The sequence below is a fragment of the Mesorhizobium sp. CNPSo 4670 genome (assembly GCF_057784235.1).
The window spans coordinates 82,735-105,161 of record NZ_JBWJFQ010000012.1; the positions used below are offsets into that span (position 1 = coordinate 82,735).

General features: G+C 63.7%; 21 protein-coding genes. 15 read left to right on the forward strand and 6 right to left on the reverse strand.

Annotation, left to right across the window (positions count from 1 at the left end; translation table 11 throughout):
- Window positions 1–82 precede the first annotated feature (82 nt).
- The 3 genes from AC0ZT5_RS20400 to AC0ZT5_RS20410 all read right to left on the reverse strand — a co-directional run bounded on the left by AC0ZT5_RS20400 (window position 83) and on the right by AC0ZT5_RS20410 (window position 2,819).
- Window positions 83–415, reverse strand: coding sequence for a hypothetical protein (locus AC0ZT5_RS20400; RefSeq protein ID WP_488497880.1), 333 nt, complete (start codon window positions 413–415; stop codon window positions 83–85).
- Window positions 416–984: 569 nt separating this feature from the next.
- Window positions 985–1,287, reverse strand: a complete 303-nt coding sequence (locus tag AC0ZT5_RS20405; protein ID WP_488497881.1) for a hypothetical protein — start codon at window positions 1,285–1,287, stop codon at window positions 985–987.
- A 629-nt stretch (window positions 1,288–1,916) separates the two neighbouring features.
- Window positions 1,917–2,819 carry a GNAT family N-acetyltransferase gene (locus AC0ZT5_RS20410; protein WP_488497882.1) on the reverse strand — a complete coding sequence of 301 codons (903 nt, stop codon included), beginning with the start codon at window positions 2,817–2,819 and terminating at the stop codon, window positions 1,917–1,919.
- Window positions 2,820–3,061: 242 nt separating this feature from the next.
- On the opposite strand from AC0ZT5_RS20410, the gene argE reads away from it, so the two are divergent.
- From argE to AC0ZT5_RS20440, 6 genes are all read left to right on the forward strand, one after another.
- Window positions 3,062–4,186, forward strand: coding sequence for an acetylornithine deacetylase (argE, locus tag AC0ZT5_RS20415; RefSeq protein WP_488497883.1), 1,125 nt, complete (start codon window positions 3,062–3,064; stop codon window positions 4,184–4,186).
- 11 nt (window positions 4,187–4,197) lie between these two features.
- Window positions 4,198–5,121: a 2-hydroxyacid dehydrogenase gene (locus AC0ZT5_RS20420; protein ID WP_488497884.1), complete on the forward strand. Its 924-nt coding sequence runs from the start codon at window positions 4,198–4,200 to the stop codon at window positions 5,119–5,121.
- Window positions 5,122–5,144: 23 nt separating this feature from the next.
- Entirely contained in the window at window positions 5,145–5,498 is a 354-nt protein-coding gene (locus tag AC0ZT5_RS20425) for a cupin domain-containing protein (protein ID WP_488497885.1), read from the forward strand.
- A gap of 148 nt (window positions 5,499–5,646) precedes the next feature.
- The gene (locus AC0ZT5_RS20430; RefSeq protein WP_488497886.1) at window positions 5,647–7,110 is read left to right on the forward strand and encodes an aldehyde dehydrogenase family protein; all 1,464 of its coding nucleotides are present in this window, start codon (window positions 5,647–5,649) and stop codon (window positions 7,108–7,110) included.
- A 10-nt stretch (window positions 7,111–7,120) separates the two neighbouring features.
- Window positions 7,121–8,164: a tartrate dehydrogenase gene (locus tag AC0ZT5_RS20435; RefSeq protein ID WP_488497887.1), complete on the forward strand. Its 1,044-nt coding sequence runs from the start codon at window positions 7,121–7,123 to the stop codon at window positions 8,162–8,164.
- 17 nt (window positions 8,165–8,181) lie between these two features.
- On the forward strand, window positions 8,182–9,639 hold the full coding sequence (locus AC0ZT5_RS20440) for an NAD-dependent succinate-semialdehyde dehydrogenase (RefSeq protein WP_488497888.1): 1,458 nt from the start codon (window positions 8,182–8,184) through the stop codon (window positions 9,637–9,639).
- A 39-nt stretch (window positions 9,640–9,678) separates the two neighbouring features.
- On the opposite strand, the gene AC0ZT5_RS20445 is transcribed toward AC0ZT5_RS20440, so the two are convergent.
- Together AC0ZT5_RS20445 and AC0ZT5_RS20450 are read right to left on the reverse strand one after the other, a co-directional pair.
- Complete coding sequence (locus AC0ZT5_RS20445) at window positions 9,679–10,953, reverse strand: NAD(P)/FAD-dependent oxidoreductase (protein WP_488497889.1); 1,275 nt, start codon at window positions 10,951–10,953, stop codon at window positions 9,679–9,681.
- Window positions 10,954–10,969: 16 nt separating this feature from the next.
- A complete protein-coding gene (locus AC0ZT5_RS20450; protein ID WP_488497890.1) occupies window positions 10,970–11,638 on the reverse strand; it encodes a haloacid dehalogenase type II in 669 nt (222 codons plus the stop codon).
- On the opposite strand from AC0ZT5_RS20450, the gene AC0ZT5_RS20455 reads away from it, so the two are divergent.
- The 8 genes from AC0ZT5_RS20455 (at window position 11,637) to AC0ZT5_RS20490 (ending at window position 20,353) form a co-directional block, all read left to right on the forward strand.
- Window positions 11,637–11,777, forward strand: coding sequence for a hypothetical protein (locus tag AC0ZT5_RS20455; RefSeq protein WP_477282689.1), 141 nt, complete (start codon window positions 11,637–11,639; stop codon window positions 11,775–11,777). The two genes, AC0ZT5_RS20450 and AC0ZT5_RS20455, sit on opposite strands and share 2 nt — an antisense overlap.
- Before the next feature lie 180 nt (window positions 11,778–11,957).
- Window positions 11,958–12,797, forward strand: a complete 840-nt coding sequence (locus AC0ZT5_RS20460) for a GNAT family N-acetyltransferase (protein WP_477282687.1) — start codon at window positions 11,958–11,960, stop codon at window positions 12,795–12,797.
- A 10-nt stretch (window positions 12,798–12,807) separates the two neighbouring features.
- Complete coding sequence (locus AC0ZT5_RS20465; RefSeq protein ID WP_488497891.1) at window positions 12,808–14,181, forward strand: aminotransferase class III-fold pyridoxal phosphate-dependent enzyme; 1,374 nt, start codon at window positions 12,808–12,810, stop codon at window positions 14,179–14,181.
- Window positions 14,182–14,448: 267 nt separating this feature from the next.
- Window positions 14,449–15,141, forward strand: a complete 693-nt coding sequence (locus AC0ZT5_RS20470; RefSeq protein WP_488497980.1) for an HAD-IA family hydrolase — start codon at window positions 14,449–14,451, stop codon at window positions 15,139–15,141.
- A gap of 64 nt (window positions 15,142–15,205) precedes the next feature.
- On the forward strand, window positions 15,206–16,816 hold the full coding sequence (locus AC0ZT5_RS20475) for an ABC transporter substrate-binding protein (protein WP_488497892.1): 1,611 nt from the start codon (window positions 15,206–15,208) through the stop codon (window positions 16,814–16,816).
- 86 nt (window positions 16,817–16,902) lie between these two features.
- Complete coding sequence (locus AC0ZT5_RS20480; RefSeq protein WP_477282683.1) at window positions 16,903–17,853, forward strand: ABC transporter permease; 951 nt, start codon at window positions 16,903–16,905, stop codon at window positions 17,851–17,853.
- A complete protein-coding gene (locus AC0ZT5_RS20485; RefSeq protein ID WP_477282681.1) occupies window positions 17,850–18,701 on the forward strand; it encodes an ABC transporter permease in 852 nt (283 codons plus the stop codon). The genes AC0ZT5_RS20480 and AC0ZT5_RS20485 overlap by 4 nt, the downstream gene beginning before the upstream one ends.
- A complete protein-coding gene (locus tag AC0ZT5_RS20490) occupies window positions 18,698–20,353 on the forward strand; it encodes an ABC transporter ATP-binding protein (protein WP_488497893.1) in 1,656 nt (551 codons plus the stop codon). The genes AC0ZT5_RS20485 and AC0ZT5_RS20490 overlap by 4 nt, the downstream gene beginning before the upstream one ends.
- Window positions 20,354–20,394: 41 nt before the next feature.
- Here AC0ZT5_RS20490 and AC0ZT5_RS20495 read toward each other — a convergent pair whose 3' ends face one another.
- Window positions 20,395–20,871, reverse strand: coding sequence for an Lrp/AsnC family transcriptional regulator (locus tag AC0ZT5_RS20495; RefSeq protein WP_095091725.1), 477 nt, complete (start codon window positions 20,869–20,871; stop codon window positions 20,395–20,397).
- Window positions 20,872–21,093: 222 nt separating this feature from the next.
- Between AC0ZT5_RS20495 and AC0ZT5_RS20500 the strand changes: the two genes are divergently transcribed.
- On the forward strand, window positions 21,094–22,419 hold the full coding sequence (locus AC0ZT5_RS20500) for an NAD(P)/FAD-dependent oxidoreductase (RefSeq protein WP_488497894.1): 1,326 nt from the start codon (window positions 21,094–21,096) through the stop codon (window positions 22,417–22,419).
- The last annotated feature ends 8 nt before the right edge of the window (window positions 22,420–22,427 follow it).

The following is a 22,427-nucleotide window of genomic DNA, read 5'->3' on the forward strand; positions in this document are numbered from 1 at the left end:
GTGCGAGCGAACCTTTCGGATCATCGCTTGAGAACGACCGCTGCGCGCAGTTGATCCCCAAACGAGCGTGCAGCGGCGATGTTCAGCGCTGTAAGCTCTTGAGATCCCCGATGAACGGTACGATGTGCAGCTCAAGGTGCGAGCGATAGCTGTCTACCGTGGTGCGCTTCCGACCGGCTGCCTCGATGCTGGCTATCCGGAACAAGGTGCGGATCGAGGAGATCACGCCGAAGGTGAAGAAGGGGCGCTGACCGTCAACAAATGCAGCACGCCCCGGCCATCTCCCTACATCGTGATCGAGACATACGATAACAGGTAAAGGATCGCCGTGATCGCCGTCGCGAGTATGACCCACAAGCCCAAGCTGCTCATGCTTCCTCACTTCCCCTAGGTGAGGATTGCGCCAGTCGAGCACAAACGCAACCCGCCCTGGGTGCGTTGTCCACTCCTTTCTTTTGGACCACTAGCTCTAGCGGCGCGGCTCCGCCCAGCGTCGCACAAATTGGCTGGTGCTTTTCTGAAATGCCGGTGCTGCTGCCGAAGGGATAGGGAAACGCGGGCCGCTTCCGACCCGCATTGCCAAGCGCGCCGAAGCTGGACCTAGACTAAGGGTTAGTTGCAATCCGCCGCGAGCATCCCGACCTTAGAGGGCGGACCTACCCGTCCGAGAGAATTTGCTGGAGCTTTGCGCCGCGTACATGGGTAGAGATCATGAGAATCATAGCTCGCACCGCCACCGTGATTGCATCGATAGCTGTGGCTATCGTTCTGACCTTTATGGCAGCCAAAGGATTTGAGCTATCGACGCCAGATCCGGTCGTGGCTCATACCTTCGAGAGGAACATCTGAGGCGCTACGCTAGGGCGCTGACTTCCTCAGCCTCAGCCTGCCATCATGCACAATGACGGGAAACCTACGACTACGATCCTATCTCGTTGGAATGACGAATGTCGGGCAGAACGCGCGCTGGGGCTCTAATTTGGTCTAGCCATGAATTAAATGAAAAAGAAGTTTCAATACGGGAATGACGAATATCAATATTAATACAACAATGTGAGAGCGCTTTATATTCACGTTTTTCGGCCCGGGCAGCGCGTTACCGGTCGAGACTTTGTTGTAAAGAGCCACAATCCCAAACATTCCAATAAGGATGAGGAGAGCCATTGGGAGCGCGTACGGCTTGAACCAAGCAGGAAAGAACGGTCTGCCGATCAAAAGAGGGAAAATCACCATGCTAGCAACAAGCACGATCGCACTGCGAAAGTCGAACCGTCGGAAACGTTCCATCTGCCCCTCCCAAGAACTTTTCTGGGACAGATAAACCAAGGTCAACAGCTATTTGCCACGCAAAATAAGGTGAACGGACGGGCTTTTCGTATGGCTAGCAGATAGAGAGCCATGCCGACCATCAGGAGGCAAGCGGACATGCCGATCATGTCGCGCTGGCTGTAGCGCCAGACGGCGCCAGGATGGAGGCTGCTTCGTGGGCGCAACCAGAGGTACGCGGTCGAAACCGCCGTTACATCCTCCTGCAATGTCGACTCTACGCCCCATCCTGCTTCTTTCCGCCGCGCCGAACTGACCGCCTATTGTCCAAAAAAGAACTTGGTAGGCCGGAGGACGTATCAAGAACGTTGATTTTATTTAGTTTTTCGTGGGCCGAAATCAGAAATCTTCCCGCATCGTTTCGCATGGTTCCGCGACGCTTCACCATCGAAACTCGGCTAATTCTATGACCCCTATTGATCCACGCGCCCTTAAGCAATCTGGAAGGCTGTAACACTTCCAGTTTGGTCTGCTGCGTTTGGTCCAGCATGGTTGCAAAAAAAGCCGTCTCGCCTCGATGTCGGTTCTCCCAGCTAGCGCCGCGATTGTGCCGGCGTGAACCGCAGCGCCGGCCCGCGCCCTGGACTAAACTACCCGAGAGTTTGACTGGCGAGGCCATAGGTCACCGGCGCAGATGCGCCGCCGACGGCAAAATCGGCGAGGCGTTTGCCCATCGACATGGTGAGAACCGTGTCGAAAACCGGCATTCCGCTGTGTGACAGAAAGGCGGCGAACTCGCCTTTGTCCATGTGGGTGTCGATGCGCAGGAAGGCCCCCGAATGGTCGGCCACGTGCGGCCGCACGATCGCCACGGCATCCGCGTCGCTTTCCGCCACAACCGGCCCCACGACATGGCCCCGCCCGAACGGCCGACAGAGCGCGAATGCGTTCAGCCTGCCATTCTTGAAAAGACCATAGCCGGCCGAGTGGGCGAATAGCTGTTCGACGAGCGCCGTCCGCCTCACGCCAAATCCTGCCGCATCGAGCGCGATCGCAGCGGGAATATCCCTTGCGTCCAAAGTCCGGACATCGCCTCGAGTATTTGCGGGCCTACCCGTCGTCGGCATGCGGGCGATGCCCTGGCATTGATAAACGGTCTTCTCCGGCTGGAAGTCGAGCGAGAGATAGAGCCGCCTTGCCGCGCGCGTTGCATTGAGGCGCAGATCACTGCCGACGACCTTGTCGAAGACCCGCTTCATCAGCCATTGCCCCGCCCCCAGGGTTTGGAGCCGCGGCGAGGTGATGACCATGCCCACGGTTGCGAAATCGGCACCATGCGCGAACCACATGGCCGAACCGAGAACCCGGCCGATCTCATCCAGCGCCACGAACCCCTCTCCCGACTCGCGCAGGAATTGCCAGTCCTCGGCGCGATGTGGCCATCCCACGGAGAGCGAGAGCGCGTGCAACAGGTCCAGCTCGACGCTTTCGATGTCGCCGACGCGCATCGAGAAGGTATCGATTTTCAAGCTTCCGGACGGCTTCAAGTCCATGCCCCTGTAAGATTATCGTACCAGAGGGCGACGCACCGATGGCCACCCTCTGCCCCTACCAACGCTAAACAAGCAGACCGGTACGATTTGCTCGAAAGCCGCGCACCAACGCTAGATTCAACTGAAACATTTCCGCTTTCGGCACGCAATCGCGAAAGAACGCAGACATTCTCTGCGGAAATGTAGCAGCACACAATCGTCGGCATCGATCCCGGCGATCCCGATATGCTTTGAGGGCTGGAATGGACGTCTTCGACATCCTCGACCGTCTCGTCGCCTTCCCATCGGTCGCCGGCAAGCCGAACGGTGACATCGCCGACTGGATCGAGGCCTATCTCGCGGGGCACGGCGCGCAGGTCACGGTGCTGCCGGGGCCGGAAGGCGACCGTTCCAATCTTTTCGCGACGATCGGCCCTGCCGATGTCCCGGGCTACATACTGTCCGGCCACATGGACGTCGTCCCCGCCGGCGAACCGCAGTGGAGCTCGGCCCCTTTTGCGCTGCGCCGGGAGGGCGAGCGGCTCTACGGACGCGGCACCACGGACATGAAGGGGTTTCTGGCCGCGGTGCTCGCGGCCGTGCCCACGCTGGCGAAGCTGCGCCTTGCCAGGCCAATCCACTTTGCCTTCTCCTATGACGAGGAGGTGGGATGCCGCGGCGTGCCGCATTTGATCGCCCGCCTTGCCGAACTTTGCGCCAAGCCGCTCGGCGTGATCGTCGGCGAGCCAAGCGGCTTGCGCGCCGTGCGCGGCCACAAGGGCAAGGCGGCCGCCCGCGTGACGATCAACGGGCGCTCAGGCCATTCCTCGCGGCCCGATCTCGGCCTCAACGCCATCCACGCCATGGCCGGTGCGCTGAGCACGGCCGTGAGCGAAGCTGAACGGCTGACGAACGGTCCGTTAGACCCTGCCTTCGAGCCGCCCTACTCCTCGCTGCAAGCGGGCGTGGTGGCGGGCGGACAGTCGGTCAACATCATTCCCGGCACCTGCACGCTGGACCTGGAGGCGCGCGCCATACCTGGCGTCGACCCGGCCAGCCTGCTCACGCCGGTCAAGGCGCGAGCCGAGGCCCTTGCGGCCGAAGGCTTTCGGGTCGAGTGGACGCCGATGAGCGCCTATCCGGCGCTGTCGCTGCCGCAGGACGCGGCACTGGCGGCACTGTTAGCCGAGCTGACCGGCGAAGAGCCGCTTGCCGCCGTCAGCTACGGCACGGAGGCCGGACTTTACCAGGCTGCCGGGGTCGATGCGATCATCTGCGGCCCCGGCGACATCGATCGCGCCCACAAGCCGGATGAGTACATTCTCACCAGCGAACTCGCCGCCTGCCAGCGGTTGATCGAGGCGCTGGGCACCCGCTGCGCGGCTTAAGGGGAACCGGAATGGCATTCCTGTTCAATTCCGATGCGCGGCGCGGAGCGGTCTTCGCCGATGCCTTCGCCGAGGAACTGCCGGACGTCCCCTTCACGATGGATGGCGCGACGGTCGATCCTGACTCCGTACGCTATCTCATTACCTGGACCGCGCCAGAAGACCTCGCGCGCTACAGGAACCTGGAGATCCTGTTCTCCATTGGCGCCGGCGTAGACCAGTTCCGCCTCGATACCTTACCGGAACAAGTGAAGATCGTGCGCACGGTCGAGGAAGGCATCGTGCGCATGATGCAGGAGTATGTGACGCTGGCCGTGCTCGCCCTGCATCGCAACCTGCCCGCCTATCTCGCACAGCAACGCGCCGGCGAATGGCACGATATTCCGCAGCTCCAGGCCGGATCGCGCCGGCTCGGCGTGCTCGGCCTCGGGCAACTCGGCCAGGCCATCCTCGATCGCCTTAAGCCCTTCGGCTTTCCACTCGCCGGCTGGAGCCGCTCGCCGCGGCAGATCGAAGGCGTGACCTGTCATCATGGCGAACTTGGGCTGGGGGAGATACTCGCGGCCAGCGACATACTGGTCTGCCTGCTGCCGCTGACCGAAGACACGCGCGGTTTCCTCGATGCCGACCTGTTCGCGAAACTGCCCAAGGGCGCGGCGCTCGTCCACACCGGCCGGGGGCCGCAGCTCGACCACGAAGCGCTTCTCGCCGCGCTCGACCGCGGCCATCTTTCTGCGGCGATGATCGACGTCACCGATCCCGAACCGTTACCGACGAGCCATCCGTTCTGGTCGCATCCGAAGATCATACTGACCCCGCATGTCGCCAGCGTCACCCAGCCCGCGAGCGCCGCACGCGCCGTCATCGAAAACATCCGACGCCACCGCGCCGGGCTCGACCCCATCGGGCTCGTCGACCGGTCGCGCGGCTATTGAAGTCCAACCTGAAAGGCCGTCCTTTGTCCCTGCTCAAAACCGTCGATACCAGCCCTGCCTTCCCGCCGCGCGAATCCAGGGCGCTGCCCGAGCGGCTGATAGCCGGCGACCCCGCCTTCAAGACCTGGGCGCAGGACGCCGCCAAGGACGATCTCGTCCATACCGGCGTCTGGGAAGCGACGCCGGGAGAGACGCGCTCGATCAAGGGCGAGACTTTCGAGTTCTGCCACATCCTTTCCGGCGTGATCGAGATCACGCCCGACGCCGGCGAGACGGTGACCTACCGCGCCGGCGACAGCTTCGTGATGAAGCCCGGCTTCACCGGTGTCTGGAAGACCATCGAGACGGTGCGCAAGATCTACGTAACGGTAGGGTAGTGGGTCTGCGCGAGCCGGCGCCGCCGCAACAGATTTTGCCGTCCCTCATCGCCAGCACGCAACAATCATCCGCGACCGATCTTCGAACGGTGCATGCTGCGCCGTTGCTCGCGCTAGGGTCCTCCAGAGCAGCTGAAAGTGGGCGCCCATGGGCTTGAGCTTCGACCCGGATTCCGTCTCCCTTCCCGTCGGCCATTTCATTGGCGGAGAGCTGATCGCGGCCGAGAGTGCGATCGAGATGCGCCGACCCTCGGATGGCAAGGCATACGCCGCCAGCCCCGTAGCCGACGTCGACATGGTCGACCGTGCGGTGGAGAGCGCCAAGGCGGCGTTGAAGGCCAGCAACTGGGGCGGAGTCCGTCCACGCGAGCGCACCAGGGCACTCCAGGCCTGGGCCGACCTGATCGAGGCGGAAGCCGAAACGCTGGCAAAAATCGAGGCGCTGTGCTCGACGCGGCCCGTCGGCCAGCTCTTCGCTGGCGACATTGCCATAACCGCCGAGCAGATCCGCTTCTTTGCCGAATTCGCCGACAAGGAAGGCAGCGAACTGGTGCCGACCGACGACGCCAGTCTCGGCATGATCATGGGCGAGCCCTATGGCGTGGTCGGCGCGATCACGCCTTGGAATTTTCCCATCTCTATGGCCGGATGGAAGCTCGGTCCGGCGCTGGCCGCGGGCAATGCGGTGGTGCTGAAGCCGTCGGAAATGACACCCTTCTCGGCCGTCTATATGGCAGAGCTCGCCGTCAGGGCTGGCCTGCCGGCCGGGCTTATCAACGTGGTGCTCGGCGACGGTCCGACGACCGGCACGGCGCTGACCGGTCATCCCGAGATCGCCAAGGTCTCGTTCACCGGCTCGACCCGCGCCGGCTCGGCCATCATGGAGAACGTCGCCCGCGCCGGCGTCAAGCCGATGACGCTGGAACTCGGCGGCAAGAGCCCGCAGATCGTCTTTGCCGATGCCGACCTGGAAAAGGCGGCGGCGGCGATCACCGGGAGCGTCACCTTCAACGCCGGCCAGGCCTGCGTCGCCGGCACGCGCCTGATCGTCGAGAGGAGCGTAGCCGACAGGCTGACGGCCGCCATCCTGGAGAAGATGAAGGCGGTGCGGCCCGGCCCGACCTGGGATGAGGCAACCCACTATTCGCCGATCATCTCGGGACGGCAGCGGGCGCGTGTCGATAGCATCGTGCGGACCGCGATCCAGGCCGGCGGCGAATGCCTGACCGGCGGCGCCGCCATGGACAGCCCCGGCTATTTCTACGAGCCGACACTGATCGCCAATGTCGACCAGGCCAACCCGGCGATCGTCGAGGAAATCTTCGGCCCGGTCCTGACCATCCAGACCTTCAAGACCGAGGAAGAGGCGCTGGCGCTGTCCAGCCATCCGACCTACGGGCTGGCTTCCGGCCTGTTCACCTCCGACCTGTCCCGTACCATCCGCCTGGCACGCAGGCTCGAAGCGGGCACCGTCTGGGTCAACCGCTACAGCCGCTCGCGCGACCATATCCTGCCGACCGGTGGCTACAAGCGCTCCGGCATCGGCAAGGATCTCGGCCGCGAGGCCTATCTCGCCAACCGCAGGACAAAGAGCGTCCTGATCAGCCTCTAGAGAGATGCCGATGAAGTCCTACTCGATCGCTTTGATCCCCGGTGACGGCATCGGGCGCGATGTGACCGCCGCCGCCTGGACGGTGCTGGAAACCACGGCCAAGAACTTCGGCTTTGCCCTGACGGGAACCGAGCTCCCCTGGTCCTGCCGCTTCTTCAAGGAGACCGGCCGCATGATGCCCGAGGACGGCATCGAGACCTTGCGCGGCTTCGACGCCATTCTTCTGGGCGCCGTCGGTTGGCCGGCGGAGGTGCCGGATTCGGTCTCGCTGCACGGCCTGCTGCTGCCGATCCGCAAGGCATTCGTGCAATACGCCAACATAAGGCCGCACCGCCTGCTGCCGGGCGTCACCGGACCGCTGCGGGCGGAAAACTTCGACGTCCTCTGCATCCGCGAGAACACAGAAGGCGAATATTCGGGCGCGGGCGGACGCGTCCATCAGGGCACGCTGGACGAAGTTGCCGTGGAGACCTCTATCTTCACCCGCGCCGGCGTCGAGCGCATTCTGCGCTTCGGCTTCGAGCAGGCGCGGTCGCGCCGGCGCAAGCTGGCCTCGGTCACCAAGTCCAACGCGCAGAAATATTCGATGGTGTTCTGGGACGGCATCACGCGAAAGCTGGCCGCGGATTATCCGGACGTCGACGTCACCAGCTATCATGTCGACGCGCTCGCCGCGCGCATGATCATGGCGCCGGAGAGCCTCGACGTGGTCGTCGCCTCCAACCTGTTCGGCGACATACTGACCGACATCGGCGCGGCGATCCAGGGCGGGCTCGGCTACGCCGCCTCCGCCAACATCAACCCCGACCGCTCGGCGCCGTCCATGTTCGAGCCGGTGCACGGCTCCGCGCCCGACATCGCCCGTCTGGGCATCGCCAATCCGATCGCCACCATATGGTCCGGCGCCATGATGCTCGACCATCTCGGCGAAGCGGCCGCCGCCGGCCGGGTCATGCAAGCGGTCGAAGCGACAACCGCGCGCGGCATTGGAACCACTCCGGGCAAAGACAAAACGGAGGCCATCACCGCCGCCGTCGTCGCAGCGCTCTCCTGATTGCAAGGTCGTTTTCGATGAGAAACCTCAAAGACAAAAACCTCTTCCGCGAAGCCGGCCTGATCGGCGGTGAATGGGTCGCGGCCGCTTCCGGAAAGACGGTCGATGTCGTCGATCCGGCGACCCAGGCGGCGATCGGCACGGTGCCCGATATGGCCGGTCCGGAGACCCGGGCGGCCATCGAGGCAGCGGCGTCCGCATATGCTGGCTGGAAGAAGAAGACCAACGCCGAGCGCGCTGGCCTCCTGGAGGCCTGGCATGGCCTGATGCTCGCGCATCTGGACGATCTCGCCCTGATCCTGACGACCGAGCAGGGCAAGCCGCTGGACGAGGCGAAAGGCGAGATCCGCTACGGCGCGTCCTTCGTCAAATGGTTTGCGGAGGAGGCACGCCGCATCAATGGCCACACCATCCCCTCGCCGACGCCGGACCGGCGCATCATCGTGCTGAAGGAGCCGGTCGGGGTGTGCGGCATCATCACGCCGTGGAACTTCCCCAACGCGATGATCACCCGCAAGGTCGCGCCGGCGCTGGCCGCCGGCTGCACGGTGGTGATCAAGCCATCCGAGTTCACGCCCTATTCGGCGCTGGCACTCGGCGTGCTTGCCGAACGGGCGGGCATCCCCGCCGGCGTCATCAACATCGTCACCGGCATGCCGGTCGAAATCGGCAACGAGATCATGGCGAACGAGACCGTTCGCAAGATCTCCTTCACCGGCTCGACACGGGTCGGTTCGCTGCTGATGCGCGGCGCGGCCGACAGCGTGAAGCGGCTCAGCCTCGAACTCGGCGGCAACGCGCCCCTCATCGTCTTCGACGACGCCGATCTCGATCTCGCCGTCGAGGGCGCGCTTGTCTCGAAATTCCGCAACGGCGGCCAGACCTGCGTCTGCGCCAACCGTATTCTTGTCCAGGCTGGGGTCTATGACGCGTTCGCTGCGAAGCTCACTGCTCGAGTCAACACCATGACGGTGGGGCCCGGCACGCAGCCCGGCGTCGCCATCGGGCCGATGATCAACATGGCGGCGGTTGAGAAGATCAACCGCCATGTCGAGGACGCGCTCGCCAAGGGTGCTTCGATCATCACAACGAGGCCGGCATTGCCCGACGGTCCTCAGTATGTGGCGCCGCTGGTGCTGACCGGCGCCACAAGAGACATGCAGCTCGCCGCCGAGGAAACGTTCGGCCCGGTCGCGCCGCTTTTCCGGTTCGAGACGGAAGAGGAGGCGATCACGCTCGCCAACGGCACGCCCTATGGGCTTGCTTCCTACTTCTACACCGAGAACCTGAAACGCGCCTGGCGCGTCGGCGAGGCGCTGGAGTTCGGCATGGTGGGGCTCAACACCGGCTCGGTCTCGATGGAAGTCGCCCCCTTCGGCGGCGTCAAGCAGTCCGGCCTCGGCCGTGAGGGGGCGCAGGTCGGCATCGAGGAATATCTCGAGATGAAGAGCTTCCACATGGGCGGGCTCAGCTGAGGCAATTTGGCTGAAAGCCCGAGCGGGCTGGATCGACGATCACTGGATACGGTCGAGCGCCTTGTAATAGAGGCCGACCATCGGCAGGAACCAGGGCTTGCCGGAATAGCCGGGGATGGAGGGCCACTCGAGCCCCTTCATCGGATTGCGGTCTTCGCGGCCGAGCATGGCATCGGCCAGGATCATGCCGAGATGGGTGGAAAGCTGCGCACCGTGGCCGGAATAGCCCATCGCGTACCAGACACCGTCATGGTAGCCGGCCCGCGGAAAACGGTCCTTGGTCATGTCGACCAACCCACCCCAGCAATAGTCGATCTCGACCTTGGCGAGCTGCGGGAAGATAGCCGCGAGGCCGGCCTGTAATATCTGTCCGCTCCTGGCATCGGAGCGCTGGTCCGATGTCGCCGAAAAGCGCGCGCGACCGCCGAAGATCAGGCGCCGGTCTGGTGAAAGCCGGAAGTAGTTGCCGATATTCATCGAGGTCACGCATGTCCGGTTACCGGGCATGGTCGCGGCGATCTCGGCGTCGCTCAATGGCCGCGTGGCGATGATGAAGCTGCCGACGGAGATGATCCTGCGGCGAAAATAGCCGAAATTCGGCGTGGTATAGGCGCCGGTCGCCACCAGCGCATTGTCGGCGCTGATCCGGCCGCGGGAGGTCGTCAGCTCATGCCTGCCACCGACCTGCTTGCGGTCGGTCACCGCCGCGTTCTCGTGGATGATGGCGCCGTGGCGGGCGGCGGCTGTGGCCAGGCCTGCCACATAGCGGCCCATATGCATCATGGCGCTCTTCTTCGACAGCATCGCGCCGTGGAAGGGCGAGCCGATCTCGGATTTGAGGTCGGCCGCCGACAGCAGCGCCGTATCCGGATCCACTTCCGCATGGAGGGCTTCGAAGTTGCGGGCGATCGCTTCGAAATGCTGCGGCTTGGAGGCGAGCTTCAGCTTGCCGGCGCGGCGGAAATTGCAGTCGATGCCCTCTTCGGCAACCAGCGCCTCGATGGTGTCGACGGAGTCGTCGAGCGCGCGGTAGAGCGCGATTGCCCGTTCCTTCCCAAGCTCCGCCCTGGCCGAAAGATAGCTGTGGGCGAGGCCGTTGTTCAGGTGCCCGCCATTGCGACCGGATGCGCCCCAGCCCACCCGCTCCGCCTCCAGCACCGCCACCTTCGCGCCGGCCTTCGCCAGTTGGCGCGCCGCGGCGAGACCGGTGAAGCCGCCACCGACGATGACGGCGTCATAGTGCCCCTCGACCGGGCCTTGCGCTCCGCCGGAAAAGACAGGGGCGGTATCGTGCCAGTAGGAGATCAGTTTCATCGACGATCCGCCTGTTTCAAAGCCCGACCACTCCCGGAAGACCGGAAATGTCTGATATCTCGACATAGCCATAGTAAGGGTTTGCCGGTTCGTGGCCGCGATTGACCCAGACCTTGTTCTTGATGCCGAGATCGTGTGCCGACATCAGGTCGTAGCGGAACGAGGAGGAGCAGTGAAGAATATCTTCCGGCCCGCAACCCAGCATGTCGAGCATGTACTCGAACCCCTTGAACCGGGGCTTGTAGGCCTGCGCCTGCTCGGCCGTGTAGACGGAATGGAACGGCGCGCCGAGCTTCTCTACATTGAACATGATCTGCGCGTTCATGGCGTTAGACAGGATGACCAGCGGAATTTCCTTGGCGACCTTCGCCAGGCCGGCTGGAACATCTGCATGGGGGCCCCAGGTCGGGACACGTTCATAGACCAACCTGCCGTCGTCAGGGCTGAAGGCAACACCATTGCGCTTGCAGGCCCGCTCGAGCGCGTTGTGGACAACGTCGGCATAAGGCTTCCAGTCACCCATGATCTCGTCGAGCCGATAGGCGGCGAAGTTCTTGATGAACTCCTGCATACGCGGTTCGTCGAGCCGGCTGCCGTAAAGGTCTCGCGCCGCTTCCGCCATCTGGAAATTGGTCAACGTGCCATAGCAGTCGAAGGTGATGTATTTGGGCCTGAAAGAAGCCATGTCCGTCGATCTCCAGTGGAAGCACATTCGCGTTGGGATGTATTTCATCATAGGACGGGTGGCGGCGACCCACCTGACCGAAATCGCCCTCCCAAAAGCAGAAAGTTCCGTATCCACCATCCGGTTTGGCACGCTGTAGCATCTGGTGTGTCGAACGCGGCGCCGCGCGTGACGTGACGCGCGTCCGCCGTGGCGGGCGCCAGCACAAGATGCGGCGCACCCCTCGCGCTACGGTGAAAGATACCGCCGAAGCCGAAGCCTTCAGACGATTTGCGACGCGCCAATGGTCGAGACTTGAGGGCAGACGGAAGGATGCCTCATGCAGCAGGGCGAGATCGAGATTCAGGACTTCGGGCCGGACCATATCGAGGGAGCAGTGGCGCTTTCTCGCCAGGAGAATTGGCCCCATCGCCCGCAGGACTGGCAGATGGCGCTGCGGCTCTCCAGGGGCGTGGTCGCGCTCGACGACCAGGGCCGTGTCACCGGAACCATCCTGGTGACGCCCTACGGCACGGATTGCGCCATGATCAACATGGTGATCGTCGACAAGAACGTGCGTGGCAAGGGGCTCGGGCGCCGGCTCATGGATCAGGCCCTCGCCCTTGCCGGCGACCGTCCGCTGCGGCTCGTCGCGACGACTGACGGCATGCCTCTCTATGAGAAGCTCGGCTTTGTGTCCTCCGGCACGATCCGGCAGCATCAAGGCACGGTTGCAGCGCTCGGCGCACCCGATGGCGTGGAAGCAGCAGGCGCCGGCGATCTGCCTGACATCAAGACGCTGGACCGCGACGCCTATGGCGCCGACCGGGAAGCCCTGATCGATGCGCTGGCCGAACGCGGCCAATTCGCCGTTGTCCGCCGCAACGGCACCATCGAGGCCTATGCCGCGATCCGCCCGTTCGGACGCGGTGAGGTGATCGGACCGGTCATCGCGGAAAGCGCTGACACCGCGAAGGCCCTGATTGGCTTCTTCGCCGCGAGCCGCCCCGGCGCCTTTCTGCGCGTGGATACCGACAGCAGGACCGGCATTGCCGGTTGGCTCGAGGAAATCGGCCTCGCCCATGTCGGCGGAGGCGTGGCCATGGACCGTCCACCCAAGAACGGCGCGGAACAGGCCAGGCCAAAAGTTTACGCCCTCGCCAACCAGGCGCTCGGCTAGGAGGACAACAATGCTCGCCAATTCCCTGATCGAACTCGACCGCGCCCATCTCATCCATCCGGTCTCATCATATCGCGGCCATGAGGCGCTCGGCGTGCGCGTCTTGAAATCGGCGAAGGGCGCGACCGTGACCGATGCGTCCGGCAAGCAACTCGTTGACGGTTTTGCGGGGCTATGGTGTGTCAATGCCGGCTACGGCCACGACAGCATCGTCGAGGCTGCGGCCCGGCAGATGCGCGAGCTCCCCTACGCCACTGCCTATTTCGACCTCGGCTCGGAGCCGGCCATCCGCCTCGCCTCGGAATTGGCTGAGCGCGCGCCCGGGGATCTCAATCACGTCTATTTCACGCTCGGCGGGTCGGACGCGGTCGACAGCACCATCCGTTTCGTCCGCTACTACTGGAATGCCAGGGGCGAGCCGAAGCGCGACCAGTTCATTTCCATCGAGCTGGGTTATCACGGGTCATCGGTGGTCGGCGCTGGCCTGACCGCATTGCCCGCCTTTCACGCCGGTTTCGGCATTCCCTTCGAATGGCAGCACAAGATCCCCTCCCCCTATCCCTATCGCAACCCGGTGGGCGAGGACGCGAACGCGATCATCGCCGCATCGCTCGCCGCGCTGAAGGCCAAGATCGAGGAGATTGGACCGGAGCGGGTCGCTGCCTTCTATGCCGAGCCGATCCAGGGCTCGGGCGGCGTCATTGTCCCGCCGAAGGGCTGGATCAAGGCGATACGCGAACTCTGCCGGAAGTACGGCATCCTGTTCATCGCCGACGAGGTGATCACCGGCTTCGGCCGCACGGGACCTCTGTTCGCCTGCACGGAGGAGGACATCGTTCCCGACTTCATGACGACCGCGAAGGGGCTGACCTCGGGCTATGTTCCTATGGGCGCCGTATTCATGTCTGATCATGTCTACAACGTCATCGCCGACGGCGCGGGCGCTTCGGCGGTCGGCCACGGCTACACCTATTCCGCCCATCCCGTCAGCGCCGCCGTCGCGCTAGAGGTGTTGAAGGTCTATGAAGGCGGCCTGCTGGAGAATGGCATCAAGGCCGGCGCTCGCCTGATGGCGGGATTGGAAAGCCTGAGCGATCACCCGCTCGTCGGCGATGTTCGCGGTCGCGGGATGCTTGCCGCGATCGAACTGGTGGTCGACAAAAAGAAGAAGACACCGCTTCCCGCATCGGCCATGCCGGCGCGGCGCGTCTTCGACAGGGCGTGGGACAATGGCCTGATCATTCGTGCCTTTGCCAACGGGGTTATCGGCTACGCTCCCCCGCTCTGCTGCACCGACGACGACATCGATGCGATCATCGAGCGCACGCGCCGGACGCTAGACCAAACATTGGACGATGCTGATGTCCGCCAGGCCCTGGCATGACGGGCGACAAATACCACGTGTTTCGAAATAGCGCCGGGGCAGACGATTTCGCAATTTTGTGCCGCAGCCCAGCGCCTTTTCGGCGAATCCAGCGCGGGGGAAGTGCCAGACTGCTTATAAGACAAGGCCAGAAGCCCCGAACTTCCGGGTTTTTGAAAAGGCCGATGCCCCGGACAGCACGGAATTTTGTTCTGTTCAGCACCATGCAATTCGGCCGCGCGCAGAGGAGAGCCAGTCTTGGCCAGGGGCTTTAGCGAATTCAAATACATGACCTTCGACATCGTCGGCACGCTGATTGACTTCGAAGGTGGCATCACGACCTGCCTGGCCGGGATTGCCGCCGACGCTGGCGTTTCCGTCGATGGCGAAGCCGCGCTGGCCCTGTATCGGCAGGCCCGCTACATGCCCGATGCGGGCCTGTTCCCCGACGATCTCGTACGTGTCTACATGGTCATCGCGCCGCAACTCGGCCTGCCGGTCGAGGAGAAATATGGCGTGCGCCTACGCGACTCCGCCAGCGCTTGGCAAGGTTTCCCCGACAGCGCGGCGGCATTGGCCGAGCTTGCGAAATCACACAAGCTGATTGCCATGACCAATGCCCGGCGCTGGGCGCTCAATCATTTCGAGAAGCAGTTGGGATCGCCCTTCTTCGCCACCTTCACCGCCGACGATGCCGGAACGGAGAAACCGGATCCGGCGTTCTTCCAGAAGGTCTTCGATTTCGTCGCCTCCCGGAGTGACAGCAAGGACGACATCCTGCACGTCGCGCAAAGCCAGTATCACGACATCGGCATATCCCGGACACTTGGCCTGACCAACTGCTGGATCGAACGCCGGCACGCCCAGAAGGGCTATGGCGGCACGATCGAGCCGGAGCGCTTCACCGCGCCGGACTACCACTTCACCTCAATGGCCGCATTGGCGGCGGCCGTGCGGGAAAGCCTGAAGGAACGAACCTGAGCCCAAGCCCGGAAAGCCGCGACAAGACGAGCATCCCGACCAAACAACCAGAAAGGGGAATACCATGACCGACAAGATCACGAACTGGACCAGCGCAGACGATGCCATGGTCGAAAACGCCATCCGGCGGGGCGCGAGCCGCCGCGAACTTCTCAAGATGCTGTTGGCCGGCGGCGCCGCGGTTGCCGCGGGCAGCCTGGTGCTCGGCCGCGCCACCAATGCCGTCGCCGCCGAGCCGGTTTCCGGCGGAACTTTCAAGGCCGCCGGCTGGTCGTCATCGACCGCCGACACGCTCGATCCGGCAAAGGCTTCGCTCTCCACCGACTATGTCCGCTGCTGCTCGCTCTACAACCGCCTGACTTTCCTCGACAAGGGCGGCGTCACGCAGATGGAGCTCGCCGAGAGCTTCGACAGCAAGGACGCCAAGACCTGGACCGTGAAGCTGCGCAAGGGCGTCACCTTCCACGACGGCAAGGATCTCACGGCCGACGACGTCGTCTTCTCGCTGAAGCGTCATCTTGATCCGGCGGTCGGCTCCAAGGTCGCCAAGATCGCCGCACAGATGACCGGCTTCAAGGCGGTCGACAAGTCGACCGTGGAAATCACGCTCGCCGACCCGAATGCCGACCTGCCGACCATCCTGGCGCTGCACCATTTCATGATCGTCCAGGACGGCACCACGGACTTCTCCAAGGGCAAAGGCACCGGCGCCTTTGTGCTGCAAACCTTCGAACCGGGCGTGCGTTCGGTGGTCACCAAGAACAAGAACTACTGGAAGTCGGGCAAGCCCTATCTCGACTCCTTCGAGTTCATCGCCATCAGCGACGACAGCGCCCGCGTCAACGCCCTGCTTTCCGGCGACATCAATTTTGCGGCCTCGATCAATCCGCGTGCGATGAAGCTCATCGGCGGCCAGCAGGGCTTCGAATTGTCGAAGACGACTTCGGGCAACTACACCGACCTCAACATCCGGCTCGACATGGATCCGGGCAGCAAGTCCGACTTCGTGGCCGGCATGAAGTATCTCGTCAACCGCGAGCAGATCGTCAAATCGGCGTTGCGCGGCCTCGGCGAAATCGGCAACGACCAGCCTGTCTCGCCGGCGAATATCTTCCACAATCCCGACGTCAAGCCGAAGGCTTTCGACCCGGACAAGGCGAAGTTCCACTTCCAGAAGGCAGGCCTGCTCGGCCAGTCCATCCCGGTGATCGCTTCCGACGCCGCGACCTCGTCGATCGACATGGCGGTGATCATCCAGGCCGCCGGCGCGGATATCGGCATGAAGCTCGACGTCCAGCGCGTCCCGGCCGACGGCTATTGGGACAATTACTGGCTCAAGGCTCCAATCCATTTCGGCAACATCAATCCGCGCCCGACGCCGGACATCCTGTTCTCGCTCCTCTACGCTTCCAACGCGCCCTGGAACGAAAGCCAGTACAAGTCCGAGAAGTTCGACAAGATGCTCATCGAGGCGCGCGGCTCGCTCGACCAGGCCAAGCGCAAGGAGATCTATGGCCAGATGCAGGCTATGGTCTCCGAGGAGGCCGGCACCATCATCCCGGCCTACATTTCCAACGTGGATGCCCTCTCCAGCAAGGTGAAGGGTTTGGAGGCGAACCCGCTCGGTGGCATGATGGGCTACGCAATGGCGGAATATCTCTGGCTCGAAGCCTGAGAGACGCCAGCCGGGGGCCGGTCAGCCAGCCCCCGGCAGTTCATTGCGCAAGATTGCTTGGCCGAACAACCGCAGGGAGCGCTTCCATGACGTCTGGGGTTCTCAACCTCGTGCTGAAGCGGCTGGGGATCGCGGCCGTCACGCTTTTGATCGTGCTGTTCGCCGTGTTCTTCGCCACCAGCATGCTACCTGGCGACACCGCATCGATCCTGCTTGGCCAGGCGGCGACTCCCGAGGCCGTCGCCGGCCTGCGCGAGGCCATGCATCTCAACGATCCGGCGATCCTCCGCTTCCTGCTCTGGCTTGTCGGACTGCTCCACGGCGACCTCGGCACCTCCTATGCCAACGAGATGCCGGTCGCGGCGCTGATCGGCGGGCGCCTGGTCAACACCATGAAGCTCGCCGGCATCACCACGCTGCTCTCGGTGCCGCTGGCGCTGACGCTCGGCATCACCGCCGCCATGTTGCGCGGCTCCGTCTATGACCGGACCGTCACCATCCTGTCGATCGGCATCATCTCAGTGCCGGAATTCATGGTCGCGACCCTCGCGGTCCTGCTCTTCGCAGTTTATCTCAAATGGCTGCCGGCGCTGTCCTCGGTCAACGAGGCGCATTCGCTGACCGACCTCGTGCGCATCTATGCAATGCCGGTGATCACGCTCACCTTCGTCATCTCCGCCCAGATGATCCGCATGACCCGCGCCGCGGTGATCGAAACGCTTTCCACGCCTTATGTCGAGATGGCGCTTCTGAAAGGCGCCTCGCGCGGCCGCATGGTGCTGAGGCACGCGCTTCCGAACGCTCTCGGCCCGATCGTCAACGCGGTCGCGCTCTCGCTGTCCTATCTGGTCGGCGGCGTCATCATCGTCGAGACGATCTTCAACTATCCCGGCATCGCCAAGCTGATGGTCGATGCGGTCGCCACCCGCGACCTGCCGCTGATCCAGAGCTGCGCGATGATTTTCTGCCTTGGCTATCTCTTCCTCATCACCGCCGCCGACATCGTCGCCATCATGTCCAACCCGAGGCTCAGATGACGATAGCGCGCTTGACAACCTCCCGACGGTCCTTCCTGGGTCACAGCTACAGCCTGGTCGGCGTCGTGGCCGCACTGGTCATCCTGGCCTGGACGCTCATCGCGATCCTGGCGCCCTACGTCATTCCCCATTCGATCGGCGACATTGTCGACGACGACTATTTCGGCCCGATGCGCCAGGGACTGTGGCTAGGCTCGGACTATCTTGGGCGCGATATGCTCTCGCGGGTTCTGATGGGCGCCCGCTACACGGTCGGCATATCGCTCGCCGCCGTCTCAATCGCCTGTTTCTCAGGTGTCGTGCTGGGGATGATCGCGGCCGTCACCGGTGGCTGGCTCGACACCTGCCTCAGCCGCTTCCTGGACGCCATGAACTCCATTCCCAGCAAGCTGTTCGGCCTTGTTGTCGTCGCCGCGGTCGGCTCGTCGATCCCGGTGCTGATCCTGACGCTGGCCGTCATCTATATCCCCGGCGCGTACCGCTTCGCGCGCGCGCTCGCCGTCAACATCAATACCATGGACTTCATCACCGTCGCCCGTGTCCGTGGCGAGAGCACCGCCTACCTCATCGGCTCCGAAATCCTGCCCAACATCATCCGCCCTGTGCTTGCCGACTTCGGGCTGCGCTTCGTCTTCATCGTGCTGTTGCTCTCCGGCCTGTCCTTCCTGGGGCTCGGCCTGCAGCCACCGCTCGCCGACTGGGGCGCGCTGGTGCGCGAGAACATCGGCGCCCTGCCCTTCGCGGCCCCCGCCGTCATCGTGCCGTCGCTGGCAATCGCCAGCCTCACCATCAGCGTCAACCTGCTGATCGACAACCTGCCGCAGAAGATCAGGGACCGGGACGCATGAGCAATCTCGTCGAGGTCAGAAACCTGAGGATCGAGGCGAAGACCGACTCCGGACGGCTTGTCGAAATCATCAAGGGCGTCAGCTTCGACATCGCCGACGGCGAGATCGTTGCCCTGATCGGCGAGAGCGGCTCCGGCAAGACGACGGTAGCGCTCTCGCTCATGGGCTATGCGCGGCCCGGCTGCCGGATCGTCGGCGGCGAGATCAGCGTCAACGGCAAGAACATGGTTGCCCTTTCCGAAAAGGAACGCGCCAGCCTGCGCGGCACCGACATTGCCTATGTTCCGCAAAGTGCCGCCGCCTCGTTCAACCCCTCCTCCACGATCATGGAGCAGGTCATCGAGGTCACGCGCATCCACAAGCTGATGCCACCCGAGCAAGCGCGCCAGCGCGCGGTCGAGCTGTTCCGGGCCTTGTCGTTACCAGATCCGGAAGGGATCGGCGCGCGTTATCCGCACCAGGTTTCGGGCGGGCAATTGCAGCGGCTTGCCGCGGCCATGGCGCTCATCGGCGATCCCAAGCTGATGATCTTCGACGAGCCGACGACAGCACTCGACGTGACGACGCAGATCGACGTGCTGAAGGCATTCAAGTCGGTCATGCGGGCGGGCGGGATAGCGGGTGTCTATGTTTCCCATGACCTCGCGGTCGTGGCCCAGATCGCCGACCGCATCGTGGTGCTGAAGGGCGGCGAAGTGCAGGAGACCGGCACTACCGCGGCAATCCTTTCGGCTGCCCAGCACCCCTACACGCGCGAACTGCTGGCCGCCTTCGAACCGAAGCCGCGGCAAGCACATGCAGACGCGGATGCCGGGACGAAACAGCTGCTGCGTATCGACAATGTGACGGCCGGCTACGGCGCGGTGCGGGATGACGGACTGCCGCTGATCCGCGCGGTCGATTCCGTCAGCCTCGTTGTCGAGAAAGGGCGCAATCTCGGCATCATCGGCGAATCCGGCTGCGGAAAATCGACGCTGGCGCGCGTCATCGCCGGCATCCATCCCGCGGCCGCCGGTGACATCGTCTTCAACGGTGAGGAACTGCAGCGTGCCGCCAGGAAACGCAGCCAGAACCAGCTGCGCGAGATGCAGATTGTGTTCCAATATGCCGATACCGCGCTCAATCCGGCCAAGCCGGTGGAAGACATCATCTCCCGCCCGCTGGCCTTCTATCACCGGCTCGACAGGCAGGCGCGCTCGAAGCGCGTCAACGAACTGCTCGACATGGTGCGCCTGCCCAAGACGCTGCGCTACCGTCACCCATCGGAGCTCTCGGGCGGCCAGAAGCAGCGCGTGAACTTCGCACGCGCGCTGGCGGCCGACCCCAAGCTCATCATCTGCGACGAAATCACCTCGGCGCTCGACACGGTGGTGGCGTCCGCCGTGATCGAGCTGCTCAAGGAACTTCAGCGCGAGCTAGGCCTCTCCTACATCTTTATCAGCCACGACCTCTCCGTAGTCGAGGCCATCTGCGACGAGATCATGGTCATGTACAATGGCGAGCGGGTGGAGCAGATCACGCCCGACAGGCTGACGGCGCCCACCCATCCCTATTCCAAGCTTCTGTTCTCCTCGGTGCCGAAGCTTGACCCGACCTGGCTGGACGGCCTCGTCCGCGACCCCGAACTCGTCAGCCAGTACGGCCACCGCTGACTACATCGACAAACGGGCCACCGTTTCAGGAAGCAGCCGCCTCACCTGGGAAACAGGCTGGGTAGCGGCATGTGCGCCTTGACGATGGGAGACTTCAGCACCACAAAGCTGAAATACTTGTCGATGCCGATATCCATGTCGGTCAGCCGTTCCATGATCGTCTGGTACTCGCCGATACCGGCGGTCACGAATTTCATCAAATAGTCGTAGCCGCCCGACACGAGGTGGCATTCGATGACCTGGTCGATCTTCTCGACAACGGCGAGAAAGCGGGCGAAGTCCACCTGGCGATGGTTCTTCAAGGTGATTTCGGTGAATACGGTCAGCGTCTGGCCGAGCTTGCCGATATTGACCTGTGCGGAATAGCCCTCGATGTAGCCTTCCGACTGGAGTTTCTTCACCCGCATCAGGCACGGGCTTGGCGACAGATGCACCAGATCGGCCAATTCCACATTGGTTATGCGGCCGTTCTTCTGCAACTCGTAGAGGATCTTGATATCGATCCGATCCAGTTTCACGGCCGTCTCCGCAGAACGCACGCCACAGCACAAAATGCTGCCTTGCCAATAGCCATTGACACTACCACAGCCCGCTGGCCTGTCCATCCAAGCGAAACCGCTTTGAAACGCAGCGACTCCCGATTTCAGCCGAGCTGCCGGAATAAAATTCTGCTTCGGCCTCAACTGCAGCAGCGGCTGCCTGCGCAACGCGCTAAATTGGCGCTTCAGGGTAGAGAGACCATGCGCGCGCAGCTACAGCAAATCGAGACATCTGGCGAACTGCCCCAGTCCGCGGACGCGGTGGTGATCGGCGGTGGCATCGTCGGCGTCTTTGCCGCCTACTATCTGGCCAGGCGCGGCATGAAGGTCGCGCTTGTCGAAAAGGGGCGCATCGGCGCCGAACAATCCTCGAGAAACTGGGGATGGTGCCGCCAACAGAACCGCGACGCCCGCGAACTGCCGATGGCGACCCGCAGCCTCGATCTGTGGGACAGCTTCGCGGCGGAAACCGGGGAGGACACCGGCTTTCGCCGTTGCGGCCTGCTCTATCTCAGCAATGACGAGGCGGAACTGGCCGGCTGGGCGCGCTGGCGTGACTTTGCAAGGACGGCCGGCGTCACCACGCTCATGCTCGACGGCGGCGAGGCCAGCGAGCGGGGCCGCGCTACGGGGCGAACATGGAAGGGCGGTGTCTTCTCGCCGACCGACGGCACAGCCGACCCGTCGCGCGCCGCGCCGTCTGTCGCCCGTGCCATCCCCAAGCTGGGCGGCACCGTGCATCAGAATTGCGCCGCGCGCGGTATCGAGACCGAGGGCGGCCGCCTGAGCGGCGTGGTCACCGAAAGCGGAACGATCCGGACGAAGCTGGCCGTCCTAGCCGGCGGTGCCTGGGCCTCCTCTTTTTGCCGGCAGTTCGGCTTCCGCTTTCCGCAGGCGTCGATCCGTTCCTCCATCCTGTCCGTCTCGCCCGGTGCTGAAGGTCTGCCGGATGCGCTGCACACGGCAAGGATCTCGGCCACACGTCGCGGCGACGGCGGCTACACGCTCGCCATAAGCGGACGCGGCCGGGTGGACGTGACGCCGCAGCAGTTGCGCTTCTCGTCGCAGTTCCTGCCCATGTTCCTGAAGCGCTGGCGCAGCCTCGTACCCGGCGGTCTGCAGGGCATGCGCTCGGGCCACGAAACGCTCGGTTGCTGGCGGCTCGACCAACCGACACCGATGGAGCGGATGCGCATCCTCGATCCGGCCCCGGATCAGGCGACCATCCGCCTGACCCATGCCCGAGCGCTCGAACTCCTGCCCGACCTCAGAAAGACCAGGATCAGCGCGGCCTGGGCAGGTTACATCGACAGCACGCCGGACGGCGTGCCCGCCATCGGCGAGATCCAAACGGTGCCGGGCTTCTTCCTGGCTGCCGGATTTTCGGGACACGGCTTCGGCATCGGCCCGGGCGCCGGTCACCTCGTCGCCGATCTGGTGACCGGGTCGGAACCGATCGTCGATCCGAATTCCTATGATCCGCGGCGCTTCGACTCTTCGGCCTGGGGGAAGGTCGCCGATTTCTAATACGTGAT

What these genes read in the sequence shown, in the direction of transcription:
- AC0ZT5_RS20405 (WP_488497881.1), bottom strand. Translation starts at nt 1,287, where the DNA reads ATGGAACGTTTCCGACGGTTCGACTTTCGCAGTGCGATCGTGCTTGTT.
- AC0ZT5_RS20410 (WP_488497882.1), bottom strand. Translation starts at nt 2,819, where the DNA reads ATGGACTTGAAGCCGTCCGGAAGCTTGAAAATCGATACCTTCTCGATG.
- argE (WP_488497883.1), top strand. Translation starts at nt 3,062, where the DNA reads ATGGACGTCTTCGACATCCTCGACCGTCTCGTCGCCTTCCCATCGGTC.
- AC0ZT5_RS20420 (WP_488497884.1), top strand. Translation starts at nt 4,198, where the DNA reads ATGGCATTCCTGTTCAATTCCGATGCGCGGCGCGGAGCGGTCTTCGCC.
- AC0ZT5_RS20430 (WP_488497886.1), top strand. Translation starts at nt 5,647, where the DNA reads ATGGGCTTGAGCTTCGACCCGGATTCCGTCTCCCTTCCCGTCGGCCAT.
- AC0ZT5_RS20435 (WP_488497887.1), top strand. Translation starts at nt 7,121, where the DNA reads ATGAAGTCCTACTCGATCGCTTTGATCCCCGGTGACGGCATCGGGCGC.
- AC0ZT5_RS20440 (WP_488497888.1), top strand. Translation starts at nt 8,182, where the DNA reads ATGAGAAACCTCAAAGACAAAAACCTCTTCCGCGAAGCCGGCCTGATC.
- AC0ZT5_RS20445 (WP_488497889.1), bottom strand. Translation starts at nt 10,953, where the DNA reads ATGAAACTGATCTCCTACTGGCACGATACCGCCCCTGTCTTTTCCGGC.
- AC0ZT5_RS20455 (WP_477282689.1), top strand. Translation starts at nt 11,637, where the DNA reads ATGTCCGTCGATCTCCAGTGGAAGCACATTCGCGTTGGGATGTATTTC.
- AC0ZT5_RS20450 (WP_488497890.1), bottom strand. Translation starts at nt 11,638, where the DNA reads ATGGCTTCTTTCAGGCCCAAATACATCACCTTCGACTGCTATGGCACG.
- AC0ZT5_RS20460 (WP_477282687.1), top strand. Translation starts at nt 11,958, where the DNA reads ATGCAGCAGGGCGAGATCGAGATTCAGGACTTCGGGCCGGACCATATC.
- AC0ZT5_RS20465 (WP_488497891.1), top strand. Translation starts at nt 12,808, where the DNA reads ATGCTCGCCAATTCCCTGATCGAACTCGACCGCGCCCATCTCATCCAT.
- AC0ZT5_RS20470 (WP_488497980.1), top strand. Translation starts at nt 14,449, where the DNA reads ATGACCTTCGACATCGTCGGCACGCTGATTGACTTCGAAGGTGGCATC.
- AC0ZT5_RS20475 (WP_488497892.1), top strand. Translation starts at nt 15,206, where the DNA reads ATGACCGACAAGATCACGAACTGGACCAGCGCAGACGATGCCATGGTC.
- AC0ZT5_RS20480 (WP_477282683.1), top strand. Translation starts at nt 16,903, where the DNA reads ATGACGTCTGGGGTTCTCAACCTCGTGCTGAAGCGGCTGGGGATCGCG.
- AC0ZT5_RS20485 (WP_477282681.1), top strand. Translation starts at nt 17,850, where the DNA reads ATGACGATAGCGCGCTTGACAACCTCCCGACGGTCCTTCCTGGGTCAC.
- AC0ZT5_RS20490 (WP_488497893.1), top strand. Translation starts at nt 18,698, where the DNA reads ATGAGCAATCTCGTCGAGGTCAGAAACCTGAGGATCGAGGCGAAGACC.
- AC0ZT5_RS20500 (WP_488497894.1), top strand. Translation starts at nt 21,094, where the DNA reads ATGCGCGCGCAGCTACAGCAAATCGAGACATCTGGCGAACTGCCCCAG.